The organism is Enterococcus sp. JM9B, from assembly GCF_009933265.1.
GTDB classification, from domain to species: Bacteria; Bacillota; Bacilli; order Lactobacillales; family Enterococcaceae; genus Enterococcus_C; species Enterococcus_C songbeiensis.
The window spans coordinates 1-12,460 of sequence record NZ_MAEK01000035.1 but is presented as its reverse complement, the minus strand read 5'-3'; the positions used below and the strand labels follow the sequence as shown (position 1 = coordinate 12,460).

Sequence of the window (12,460 nt, the reverse complement as noted above, 5' to 3'; positions counted from 1 at the left end):
TAACAAAAAAAGAGAACACCGAAATGCTCTCTTTTCCAGATTTAATTCAAAACAACACTATTTGACAAAGAGCCTTTTTTTATAAGTGAAGAGTCGATTATTAACAAAGAAAGCGCTATAATAGAAATAGAGAGTAGTGGTGCGTTTCTAAATGAAGGGAAGTAATCAAATGTTGCGCATACGACTGAAAGAAGTAACGGATAAAAAAGGGTATTCCTTGACTGAGTTAGCAAACCATACGGGGATTTCTAAGACAGAACTTGAAAAATGGTATGCTACTGGAGAATTTGATGAGCATGGGATTCGGATTTGTGATTTAGACAATCTGGTTCTATTCTTAGACGTTTCCATGAAAAAACTCATTCCTGATACCCACAAAAAAATAGCGTAAAATGTATCAACGAGGAACAAATTTCAGGAGGAAGGAATCGAATGGAGCATCGAATAACGATAAAAAGTCAAAAAGAGGCGAAACTGATCACAGAGTTCAAGAGTTGGTATCATTCCTTTGTAGGAACAGATGAAAATTACCAAAAAAAATTGCTCGAATGGGCAGAACGATTTGATGAAATGGATCTGATTTTAGATTCTTCGGTTCTGCAAGCCAACCCTGCTAGAAAAAATCTACGAAGGAAAACTTTCTAATTAATACAAATAAACCGCAAAACAGCTTTTATTATCTGTTTGCGGTTTTTAATAATCCCCCAAAAAGGATAGTCACCCATGCTCCGTGGTATAATGGGTATCATTCAAAAGAGGTGACTAGTATGCCGGAAAAGGTTCAAGCCGTCTTATTTTTTGATTTAGATGGCACGCTATTAAATAATCAGCATCAAGTTGAAGAAGAAATTATTTTTGCTATTCAAGAAATGAAAACAAGGGGAATTTTGCCAATCATTGCGACAGGGCGTTCTGTGAGTGCGGTGGAAGATATTATGGCTTATTCGGGTATTGACAGTATCGTAGCCATGAATGGACAATATATTGAAATTGCAGGAAAGGAAATTTATTCGGAAAAAATTCCGATTCCTCTATTAGATCGGTTTATCCAATTTTCGCAAGAACAGCAGATTGCACTAAGTCTGTATAATGCGCATCGTTTTTGGGCTACCAGTCATAGTGAAGCAATGAAGAAGGGGTATAGGATGATTCATTCTCCACTTCCTGAGATTTTACCGAAGGAGCATCATCATGAAGATGTCCATATGATTTTAGCGCTGACAGATAATTTAGCGCATGATAAATTATATCAGGAGCAGTTTCGAGAGTTTAGTTTTTATCGAAATGTTCCAATGGCAATCGATATCGTCAAGAAAGGAATTGATAAAAAATCAGGAATCACCCATCTGCTTCATTATTTAGGCCACCAAGAAATTCCAACCTATGCCTTTGGGGATGGACCAAATGATGTGACTCTACTACAAGCCGTTACCCATGGAATCGCAATGGGAAATGCGGTTGCAGAAACTAAAGCAGCCGCTGAATTTATTACACGCAGTAACACAGATGGCGGTATTTTGCATGCCTTAAGACACTATGGATTGATTCATTGAACTTTTTTGCAGAAATAATTTACACTGAGAAATGGGAGGACAATGGTATGACACTAGAAGTGACAAAGCAAGAAGCCATTCTTAAACTTGAAACAAAAATCCAAGGGAGTCGGGACACTGTTTGGCAACTGTTGACTACAACACCAGGGTACCAACAATGGTTCTCCGAAATAAAGGCAGAGAATTTACCGGAATCTGGGGAACTCTTTTTTGAGGCGGAAGGATACAAGGAATCGTTAAAATTGTATCAGTATCGAGAAAGAGAGTGTTTGCAATTTGATTGGGCAGGAGCGATAGTACAATTTGCGCTTTCTGGAGACGAGGAGACAACAACTGTGAAATTTCAAGAAAATGCGCCTCTGGATTTTCCAAATCTTGCTCGTGACTTAGCAGGCTGGACGTTACAGCTTCAACATTTAAAAGCCGCAGCTGAGAAACAGCCTTATCATTTTGACAACGAAGAATTCACCGAATGGATGACTAAATACGGTCAAGATTTAGTTCCTATCGAATAGTGGAGAAATAAAAAGCCAAATGTGGGAGATTTTTACCCTCATTTGGCTTTTTCGTGTTAGAAAGTTAAATAGGTCAATTTTAGATAGTTTTTGTTCAATATAGAGTATTTTTTGTCGTAGCTTTTATTGTTATATTGTTCACATATAAATGAAAACGATTTAAAAAGGTGGTAAAACAATGATTATCAAAGAAGAACTCTTTGTACCAAAAGAATTGGTGGAAGAAAAAATTGATTTATTGATCAATAATCTGACAACAATCAAAGATGAAGCAGGAGATTTTTTATTAGACTTTGATGGGTTAAAGGTGGATGACAAGAGCTGGACTGTTTGGAATTGGCCACAAGGGGTAGGGTTATACGGAATCTATCGAAACTACCAACTCACAAAAAATCCAAAAGCCTACTCAGTTGTGCAACAATGGTTTGAAGATCGAATGATCGAAGGAGCGCCACCTAAAAATGTCAACACGATGGCACCCCTCCTTACGATGGCCTATCTTTATGAAGATACGAAGGATTCTCGCTATGTTCCATACCTTGAGCAATGGGCAGAATGGGTGATGCATGACATGCCTCGAACAGAGGAAGAGGGATTGCAGCATGCAACATACGGTCCAGAGAACAAAAATCAATTATGGGACGATACCTTGATGATGACTGTTTTGCCATTAGCGAAAATCGGGAAACTGTTGAATCGACCAGAATATCTCGAAGAAGCGCGTTATCAATTTATGATCCATGTGAAGTATCTAATGGATAAACAAACGGGATTATGGTATCACGGCTGGACATTTGAAGAAAACCATAATTATGCGGAAGCTTTTTGGGCACGAGGCAATTGTTGGTTAACGATTGCCATTCCGGAAATCATCGAGATTTTAGAATTACCAAAAGAAGATGCGTTTGCAAAATTCTTGATTAAAACGCTGGAAGCTCAAGTTAAAGCATTAAAAGAATACCAAGCGGAAAATGGACTTTGGCACACATTGATCGATGATCCTTCCTCTTATGTTGAATCTTCGGCAACTGCCGGATTTGCGTATGGTATTTTAAAAGCAGTCCACAAACGATATCTACCACAAGAGTATAAGGACGTTGCTTATCGTGCTATTGCAGGTTTGTTGGAACAAATTGATGAAACGGGAGAGGTTCAAAATGTTTCCATTGGTACTGGCATGGGAGACAGCCTTGACTTTTATCGGAATATTGGACTTACTGCCATGCCGTACGGGCAATCTTTGACGGTGTTGTGTTTAACAGAATTGCTCGTTTCTTATTGTTAAAATAAAATTTTAGTAGTCCGTTGATTTGTAATGCGATATTATGAATCAACGGACACCTTTGTATTTATTTTTGTGCGAAAGTAAGAAATAGAACTAGTATTAAATTAAGAGGAGTAGGTGAGTCAATGTTAAATCTTGCAATTCGTGGGCATGATTTGTCCAACATCAACTCTGTTTCAGAGTTGGCAAAAAAAACGAAGGAACAAAAAATTTCCACCCTTCAATTAGCACTAGGGCTGTCATTTCCAGAGCTACCTTCTGGAACCAAAGAAATCAATCCAGGAATGGGAAATTATTTTCAAAGAACATTAGCTGAAAAAAATGTTCAAGTAGGTATTTTGAGTTGTTATATCAATATGATTCACCCCAATCTGGAAATAAGGGAACAATTACTGCAAAAATTTGAAAGTTATATCCGTCATGCAAGATACTTTGGTGCATCCATGGTTGCTTCAGAGACAGGATGTGTGTTGCCAGAGATTCAATACACAGAGGAAAATTTTACGGATGAGGCATTTGCTGAGACAGTTGCAGTTATTCGTCGGCTTGTAAAAACAGGAGAAAAGCATAAAATGGTCATCGGAATCGAGCCGGGACTTAATCATCCAATCTATTCACTGGATCGCGTGGAGCAATTAATCCAATCTATTGAGTCGGATTACTTAGGAATTGTTCTTGATCCTACAAACTTAATCACAGGTGAAACGTATCAATCCCAAGTTGATTTAGTAAGAACAGCTTTTGATCGTTTTGGAGAAAAAATCGTTGCGGTTCATTTAAAAGATTTTAGCGTAAGAGATGGTAAGATCATCCCGGTTCCTTTAGGTGAAGGAGTGATTGATTATTTATCTATCTCGAAGATTGTTCAGGAAAAGCGTCCTTTTTCCTATGTTGTATTGGAAGAAACAAAAGACGATTTTATCAAACGGGCTGTGGAACGATTGAAATAATAGTATCAGAAATACGAGAAATACCGGCAATCCATCAAAGGATTGCTGGTATTTTTTTGTCAATGGAAAGTAATCAAAAAAATCCCCAATATAACAAAGCATTTACTTAGTCATACTGGGGAATGGAAGAACTATTTAGTAGAATTTTTCAATAGATGCGTTTGACGATAAGCTTGTCTTGCTTCAAACCCAACGTCATTTTGACCCCACAAGTGTTCACGATCCCAACCAGTCAGTTGTTTCATGATTTCAGCAGTTTCAGGGGACATTTGATAATCTGTGTCTTTTTTATATGCCGCAACTTGTTTCAATAAAAGTGCGTGGGATTCTTTGCTTAATTTGAAATTAAATGACGCAATCGTTCCTAAAGTAAGAAAGAAGAAAACACCGACGACCATAATCACTACAATAGATTGGACAGCATGAGGATTTTGCACGCTTGCTTTTGCAACAAAACCAGAATAATCAAGCAAGATTCCAACTAAAAATACAGCAAAGGCTTGGGTTGCTTTTCTGGTAAAAGTCATCACTCCGGCAAAAATTCCTTCACGCCGTTGACCAGTGACGAGTTCGTCAACATCAGGGATAAAGCTGTAAATATTCCATGGAATATAGGCCAATGCACCTCGACCGATACCGCTGACAAAACCGGATGCCATCAAGAACCACATTTGATTTACACTAGGCAACAAGAAAGCAGCGAGAAATCCTAAAACACCTACGGCAAAGAAAAGAATCGAGAGACGGTAAATGACTGCAGGATTAAATTTTGAAATCGTAAAGATTCCAAAAACGACCCCCACGATACAAGCAATAGAAATTACGCTTAGAATATTTGAAGCAGTAATCGCAGTATAAGCCAGTGCAAACACGATAAAGTACGTGAAGACTTGTGAAAAGATATCTTGAGAAATATAGCAACCAAGATACATCAAGATGTGTACTCGAAAGGCTCTGATTTTGAAGGTTGAAAAGAGATCAACATAGATTTTATGGAACTTTTCACCAAGAGATAATTTTGTCGGAGTAGAGGATTGAACTGGTTGAATCGCTTCAATCTCTGCCAAGGGACGTTCCCACGTAAAAATATAGAGGAAAATTAAAATTACCACAAATACGGCCGCAAAAATGCCTGCTGCGTAGAGAAATGAAAGAGAATTATCTTTTCCTAGAAGCGCTATCAAACGTCCTGGAATAAAGGCTGCAAAAAAGGCAGAAACCTGACCACAGAACAAGCGTAATCCTGAGAAGATGGTTCGCTTTTTATAATCCTGGGTCATTTCAGAGGCTAATGTTTCATAAGGGACTAAGACCATTGTGTAGACAACATCAAATGTTACATATGTCACAAGATAGTAGAAAAAAGATTGTCCGCTGATCCAAAAAAGCATGTAGCTTAAAACAAGGGGGATACCTAGAAGAATGAAAAATTTTCGACGGCCGAAACGCTTGCCGATTTTCGTTTTATGAAAATTATCCGTAATGATTCCCATTAATGGGCTTGCAATCGCATCGACAAAACGTGCACAGGCGAAGATCAAGGCCCCTTGTGTTGCGGTTAATCCACAAAAAGTTGTGTAGAAAAATAACAGCCATGCACTGGTCAGCGCAGTTGAACCTGCTCCAAGAAAGTCGACCATTCCATATGCTAAGTAGTTGTACCATTTGACTATTCGTTGTTGCATCTTTTTTTCCTCCAATATACTACAAAATTCAATAACGCTTACATTCATTTGTTTTATATTTGTTACTATTTTCACAGAGTATAACAAGAAAAAAGTTCAAAAAATATAACTAGTTTTGTAGTATAATTGTCAAAAATTGTTAATTAAATAATTGATAAGAAGGAGAGTGTCAGATGACTCAGCCGAAGAAAGCATCACAAGTTAATACAATGATTTCTGATCAATATGAGATTTATCACGTAAAAGACGTTGTCAGTCAGGAAAAAACGATCTACCATTCCCATGATTTTTATGAAGTGCACACGACACTTTCAGGTGTGGGATCCTTTTATCTTGAAGGAAAACAGTTCAATGTGACAGAAGGAACAGTCTTGCTGATTCATTACAATGATTTGCATCGTATCATTAAACAAAATACAAATTTATTTGAACGGGTATATATTTTTCTAACTCCTCAATTTTTGGCAAGTCGTTCAACGAAACGAACAAATTTGGAGGATTGTTTTCAGCCTTTGGGGAACCATAAGAGTAGAATCATTCAAGCCGATCCTCAGAAATTAAAGGAATTATTGTCATTTATTGATGAAAAGCCGGATGCTTCTATTTATGGCTCCGATATAAAGTATGAACAAAAATTGATTGACTATATGATTTTTTTGAATCAACTCATTCAAAAAGAAGAAAGTGAAAATCAATCGAATACTATTGTACAAAATGAGCGAATTGAGCAGATAATACAGTATATCTCTACCCATTTGACAGATGCATTAAGCCTTGAAGAAATGGAAAAAACTTTTTTTGTCAGTAAATACTATATCACCCGTGAATTCAAAAAACATACAGGCATTACCTTTCATCAATTTGTACTAAAAAAACGATTGCTTTATTCGAAGCAACTACTGAAAGAATACAAAAATTCAAGTCAAGTTTACTCAAAAGCTGGCTTCACCTCCTATCCTCATTTTTTGAAGACCTTTAAAAAAGAATTTGGGCTGACCCCTAAAGAATTTATCAAGCGAGATGAGTCCAACCAGAAGATTCATTTTAAACATTATGAAGATTGAAAACGAACCAAGACAAGAGCCGGTTGAAAACCGCTCTTTTTTTATCCTAATTTGCGATAAGTACTTGGAGACATCCCAGTTTTTGACTTAAATAATCGGCTAAAATAGGCAAAATTTTCAATCCCCAATTCCAAAGAAATGTCTTGGATTGAAAATTCCGTGTAACGAAGCAAATCTTTGGCGTAGGAAATTTTCTTACTAATCAAATAATCAATGGGGGGCATACCGATATATTTAGAAAAATCTTTACTCAGCTGAAATTTATTCAAAAGAAAGTGCAATTCCAACTGCTGTAAAGTGATGGCTTCACGAAAATGCTCATCTAAAAAGCGCTGTAGCTGATGAACATGAGAGGGAATATCCTCTTCCTTAAAGTCCAATTGATATTTTTGTAAAATCAGTTCATTTAGCAGTTCGTGTATGGCAACAGAAACTAAAAAATCAGTTCTAGCGTTGGCAGCAGTTTGCAGATGAATCATTTCTGTAATTAATTGATGCAGACGATTTTTTTGGGGATCTTGTAGCGTGTGAAAAACATTGCGTCCGTCTTTGACAAATTCCTGATAAAATAATGCAGCATTTCCCCCATAGAAATGAACCCAATCCATTTCCCATGGGGATTCACTGGTTGTTTTGTATAATTGGTATTCTTTGCAGTCAATGAAAAAAACATCTCCTGCTTCAATGGGTTGCTCTTGCCCATGATAGGTAAGCTGCCCTTGCCCACTTAATGTAAATTTCACTAAATAGGAAGGAAGGTTTGCTCGTTCTGTGAAGTAAGGTTTCTTTGCTTTAAAATGGCCAATTTCCTGAATATAGTAGAATAATTCCTTGCTTTTTTGCGAAGGAGTCAAAATCACGCGGCTAGAATCGGCAGACCACGAATGATTCGCTTTTTCCCAATAGTCCATAAAGAGCCTCTTTTCTTTATCAAGATAGTGCAAGTATATACCAAAATCGTGTGAAGTAAAATACAAGCAGATGGTTTATTATTGTTTTATTAAGAAATGACAGCGTTTTATATATTTCTAAATAAAGAGGTGATTTTTTGAAAAATACATATCTAGCGATCGACATCGGTGCTTCCAGCGGACGCTTGATGCAATGCCAACGGGATGACACCGATCAACTAGTTTTGACCGAGATTCATCGATTTAAAAATGGCTTTGAAACAAAAAACGGATATGATTATTGGCAAATTGATTACTTGATTCATGAAATTTTGCGAGGCTTAGAAAAAGTCAAACAGGCAGGGATCACTAATTGTTTTGTAGGAATCGATACTTGGGGAGTCGATTATTGCCTGTTGGATAAAAAAGGCAAGCGGCTCAGCGATCCGATTGCCTATCGGGATCCGCGAACGAACCAAGCAGTCGAAGCGTTTGCTAAAGATTATTCGTTGACGAAACTTTACGAACAAACTGGGATTCAAATCCAATCCTTCAACACCTTGTTTCAATTATTTGTAGAGGAAAAAGAAAAATTGGCGCAAGCTGATAAACTATTATTGATTCCAGATTACCTTGGGTATGTATTTACTGGAAATATGGTAACGGAGAAAACCAATGCTTCCACCATGCAGTTGTTAAATGCTGGGACCAAGACGTGGGAACCGGAGTTACTTCATTTACTAGGAATCACGGAAACACTTTTTCCGCCATTAGTTGATGCCGGGACGATTCTGGGTTCGTTGCAACAAGATCACTTTCCAGAGTACGACTTACCAGAAGCGACATTTATCAGTGTCGCTAGTCACGATACTGCTTCGGCTGTTTTAGGAACGCCGGCAGAGTCAAAAGAATGGGGCTATATTAGCAGTGGAACTTGGTCGTTATTGGGTGTTGAAACAACGGTGGCTAATGTCACTCAGGACGCTTTTTTAGCAAATTATACCAATGAATGGGGAGCTCACAACACTATTCGCTTTTTGAAAAATATTATGGGCATGTGGCTGATCCAAGAAGTCGCCCGGATGCAAAATTATCATTACAGCTATGCTGAATTGGCTGAGTTAGCCAGCCAAGAATCCGATTTTCAATCCTTAATTGATGTGAATGATGCACGTTTTTTAAATCCCGAAAATATGATTGAGACGATTCAAACCTATTGTCGGGAAACGCAACAAAAAGTACCTGAAACACCAGGGGCTATTGCCCGTTGTGTATACGATAGTTTGGCGCTATGTTATGCCGAAGAATTAACAAAAATTACTCGATTGACGGGCGGTAAGCTGGAAAAATTGCATATTGTCGGTGGCGGGTCCAATAATGCCTTTCTCAATCAACTGACTGCCGATTGCGGCCAGATTGAAGTAATTGCCGGACCGGGAGAAGCGACGGCTATTGGAAATATCATGATGCAAATGTTAGCAGTTGGTGAATTTTCCTCAGTTCTAGCCGCACGTAAGCAGATCAAGGAATCTTTTCCTTGTCGAACCTTTTTCCCTGAACCATTATCTGAAGAAAAACAACTACTTATCAAAGGAGCAAAGTTATGAAAGATGTAGTCAAAAGCTATGAAGAAGCCAAAGAAAAATACGCTGCAATTGGTGTGGATACAGATGCTGCGCTAAAACAACTGCAGGATGTAAAAATCTCCATGCATTGCTGGCAAGGAGATGATGTCCTCGGTTTTCTTAATCCTGAAGGAGAATTGACTGGGGGAATCATGGCAACGGGAAATTATCCCGGTGCTGCTCATACGCCAACCCAATTGCGGGAAGATTTAGAAAAAGCTTATTCGCTGATTCCCGGAAAACATAAATTAAATCTCCATGCGATTTATTTGGATACAGATGAAGCGGTGGATTTAAATGAAATTGAGCCAAAACATTTTGAAAAATGGGTCTCATGGGCAAAAGAACAAGAAATTGGTCTGGATTTCAATCCAACGTTCTTTTCTCATCCAATGATGAAGGATGGCTATACGCTGGCTCATCCCGATAAAGAAGTTCGAGACTATTGGATCGAGCATGGAAAACGCAGTCGGAAAATTGCTGAATATTTTGGAAAAGAAACCGGACAAACTTGTATCAATAATTTCTGGGTACCAGATGGAATGAAAGACAATCCAATCGATCGCTATACCCCTAGAAAACGTTTGATGAACTCGCTGGATGAAATTTTTAGCGAAAAAGTCAATGAAGCATACACCCAAGATGCCGTTGAAAGCAAACTGTTTGGTTTAGGGGCGGAAGCCTATACGGTTGGTTCTCATGAATTTTATATGGGTTATGGGTTGACTCGGGATAAATTGATCTGCTTGGATGCAGGACATTTCCATCCAACGGAAGTTATTTCCAATAAGCTTTCTTCTTTGGCGTTGTTTAGTAAAGGAATCATGCTACATGTCAGTCGACCTGTTCGTTGGGATAGTGATCATGTGGTAATTATGGATGATGAATTGCAAGAAATCGGTAAAGAACTGGTTCGCAATCAATTATTGGCAAAAACCAATATTGGCTTAGATTTTTTTGATGCCACGATTAATCGAATTGCGGCTTGGGTCATTGGAACACGGAATACACAAAAAGCATTATTAAAAGCAATGTTAGAACCAATCGATCAGTTAAAGGAGATGGAACTGAATTTTGATTTCACTTCCCGCATGGCCTATACGGAAGAACTAAAAGATTTTCCTTCGGCAGCTGTCTGGAATTATTTCTGTTATCAAAACAACGTGCCGGTTGGCTTGGATTGGTTGACAGAAGTTCAAGCGTATGAAAAAGATGTATTGGCCAACAGATAAACAAAATGAAATTTTCTATTAGGAAAGTTCGTATGAAAGAGGAGCAAAACTAGTGAAAAAAGTTGATATTTTACAAGCACCCTTCGTTAAAGAAATGATGGAAACTACCGCAAATTTGTATCGTCTGGGATGGGATGAACGTAATGGCGGCAATATTTCTTATTTGTTAAAAGAAGAAGAAGTCACACCGTTTTTGGATGTTACGCAAGTGATCCGTAAGATTCCAATGATTTTTGATGCTTCCGAACTGATCGGAAAGTATTTCATCGTGACAGGTTCTGGAAAATATTTCAAAAATGTTTGTACGGCACCGTCAGAAAATATTGGCGTTGTTCGAATTGCAGAAGATGGAAAAACCCTTGATCTTTTATGGGGATTAGAAGACTTTGCAGTACCAACGAGTGAATTACCAAGCCATTTAATGAGTCATATCTCTCGATTGGCTGTTGATCCAGAGCATCGTATTGTTATGCATAACCATGCCAGCCATTTATTGGCAATGAGTTTTACCCATGAATTGGATGAAAAAAAATTCACCCGCACCCTTTGGCAAATGTGTACAGAATGTTTAGTTGTATTTCCAGATGGAGTATCAATTATTCCTTGGATGGTTCCGGGGACCAACGAAATTGGGGAAGCAACAGCAGCGAAAATGAAAGAAACCCGCTTAGTTCTTTGGCCACAACATGGAATCTATGGTGCCGGCAAAAATATGGATGAGGTCTTCGGTTTAATTGAAACGGCTGAAAAAGCCGCACAAGTTTATACCTATGTCAAAGCGCAAGGACCAATCTTACAAACGATCACAGACGAGCAGCTATGGCAATTGGCAAATGCCTTTGGAGTAAAACCAAGAGCAGGCTACTTAGAAGAATAGGGAGGACTAAAATGATCAAAAAAGCCTTTTGTATGAAGGTTTATCCCGATAAGCATCAAGAGTATGAAAAACGACACAACGAATTATGGCCGGAAATGCGCAAAATGTTAACAGAACATGGGGCTAAAAACTATTCCATTTTTTTAGATCCGCAAACCAGTACCCTTTTTGGGTATTTAGAGATCGAAGAGGAGGAACGGTGGCAGCAAACCGCTGCTACCGCCATCAACCAAAAATGGTGGGCTTATATGGCAGATATCATGGAAACAAATCCAGATGATTCCCCAGTCACAAAAGACTTGATTCCGGTATTTCACCTGTAAACAAAAGAGTTATTCTTTTGTTTTATAAAATCTTGTGAACAAACACACAATTGGAGGAAGAAAAATGACAAACCGAATGATTTTGAATGAAACCTCATACCATGGGAAAGGGGCAATCGCTGAGATTCCGAATGAGATCCGGACTCGTGGCTTCAAAAAAGTAGTCGTAATCACCGATAAAGACTTGATAAAATTTGAGGTTGCCACTAAAGTAACGGACTTATTGGACCAAGCAGAAATCTCCTACACTGTTTATGACGGAATTGTACCTAACCCAACTATTGATAATGTAAAGGAAGGCGTGGCCTTCGTTAAAGAAGCAGACGCAGATTGTCTCGTAGCGATCGGTGGCGGCTCTCCTATTGATACGGCCAAAGCAATCGGAATCATCGCAACGAATCCGGAATATTCTGACGTCATCAGTCTGGAAGGAGTAGCGGAAACCAAAAATCCTTGTTTAC

14 protein-coding genes are annotated in these 12,460 nt (G+C 38.4%); 12 read left to right on the top strand and 2 right to left on the bottom strand.

Translation table 11 applies throughout. The features are described from left to right. Window positions 1–169: 169 nt before the first annotated feature. The 6 genes from BAU16_RS11740 (at window position 170) to BAU16_RS11715 (ending at window position 4,303) form a co-directional block, all read left to right on the top strand. Entirely contained in the window at window positions 170–391 is a 222-nt protein-coding gene (locus BAU16_RS11740; protein ID WP_048603590.1) for a helix-turn-helix domain-containing protein, read from the top strand. 41 nt (window positions 392–432) lie between these two features. Continuing rightward, window positions 433–645: a hypothetical protein gene (locus BAU16_RS11735; RefSeq protein ID WP_048603589.1), complete on the top strand. Its 213-nt coding sequence runs from the start codon at window positions 433–435 to the stop codon at window positions 643–645. 122 nt (window positions 646–767) lie between these two features. Then, window positions 768–1,553 (top strand): Cof-type HAD-IIB family hydrolase, encoded by a 786-nt coding sequence (locus tag BAU16_RS11730; protein WP_161527149.1) that lies wholly within the window; start codon window positions 768–770, stop codon window positions 1,551–1,553. 47 nt (window positions 1,554–1,600) lie between these two features. Continuing rightward, on the top strand, window positions 1,601–2,068 hold the full coding sequence (locus BAU16_RS11725; RefSeq protein ID WP_161527148.1) for a hypothetical protein: 468 nt from the start codon (window positions 1,601–1,603) through the stop codon (window positions 2,066–2,068). A 178-nt stretch (window positions 2,069–2,246) separates the two neighbouring features. Further along, the gene (gene bglB, locus BAU16_RS11720; RefSeq protein WP_161527147.1) at window positions 2,247–3,353 is read left to right on the top strand and encodes a beta-galactosidase BglB; all 1,107 of its coding nucleotides are present in this window, start codon (window positions 2,247–2,249) and stop codon (window positions 3,351–3,353) included. A 125-nt stretch (window positions 3,354–3,478) separates the two neighbouring features. Next, window positions 3,479–4,303 carry a sugar phosphate isomerase/epimerase family protein gene (locus BAU16_RS11715; protein WP_161527146.1) on the top strand — a complete coding sequence of 275 codons (825 nt, stop codon included), beginning with the start codon at window positions 3,479–3,481 and terminating at the stop codon, window positions 4,301–4,303. A 131-nt stretch (window positions 4,304–4,434) separates the two neighbouring features. On the opposite strand, the gene BAU16_RS11710 is transcribed toward BAU16_RS11715, so the two are convergent. Then, window positions 4,435–5,988: an MFS transporter gene (locus tag BAU16_RS11710; protein ID WP_161527145.1), complete on the bottom strand. Its 1,554-nt coding sequence runs from the start codon at window positions 5,986–5,988 to the stop codon at window positions 4,435–4,437. Window positions 5,989–6,161: 173 nt separating this feature from the next. Between BAU16_RS11710 and BAU16_RS11705 the strand changes: the two genes are divergently transcribed. Further along, window positions 6,162–7,052 (top strand): AraC family transcriptional regulator, encoded by an 891-nt coding sequence (locus BAU16_RS11705; RefSeq protein WP_237579245.1) that lies wholly within the window; start codon window positions 6,162–6,164, stop codon window positions 7,050–7,052. Window positions 7,053–7,093: 41 nt separating this feature from the next. Here the strand turns inward: BAU16_RS11705 and BAU16_RS11700 are convergent, their stop codons facing one another. After that, a complete protein-coding gene (locus BAU16_RS11700) occupies window positions 7,094–7,963 on the bottom strand; it encodes an AraC family transcriptional regulator (protein ID WP_048603582.1) in 870 nt (289 codons plus the stop codon). 137 nt (window positions 7,964–8,100) lie between these two features. Here BAU16_RS11700 and rhaB point away from each other — a divergent pair, with 137 nt between their 5' ends. From rhaB to BAU16_RS11675, 5 genes are all read left to right on the top strand, one after another. Continuing rightward, window positions 8,101–9,549 carry a rhamnulokinase gene (gene rhaB, locus BAU16_RS11695; RefSeq protein WP_161527144.1) on the top strand — a complete coding sequence of 483 codons (1,449 nt, stop codon included), beginning with the start codon at window positions 8,101–8,103 and terminating at the stop codon, window positions 9,547–9,549. Further along, complete coding sequence (gene rhaA / locus BAU16_RS11690; protein ID WP_048603581.1) at window positions 9,546–10,799, top strand: L-rhamnose isomerase; 1,254 nt, start codon at window positions 9,546–9,548, stop codon at window positions 10,797–10,799. Before rhaB ends, rhaA begins: the two co-directional genes overlap by 4 nt. 52 nt (window positions 10,800–10,851) lie before the next feature. Further along, on the top strand, window positions 10,852–11,676 hold the full coding sequence (rhaD, locus tag BAU16_RS11685) for a rhamnulose-1-phosphate aldolase (protein ID WP_161527143.1): 825 nt from the start codon (window positions 10,852–10,854) through the stop codon (window positions 11,674–11,676). 11 nt (window positions 11,677–11,687) lie between these two features. After that, a complete protein-coding gene (gene rhaM / locus BAU16_RS11680) occupies window positions 11,688–11,999 on the top strand; it encodes an L-rhamnose mutarotase (RefSeq protein WP_161527142.1) in 312 nt (103 codons plus the stop codon). 64 nt (window positions 12,000–12,063) lie between these two features. Continuing rightward, the coding region (locus BAU16_RS11675; RefSeq protein WP_161527141.1) for an iron-containing alcohol dehydrogenase at window positions 12,064–12,460 on the top strand (397 nt) is incomplete at its 3' end.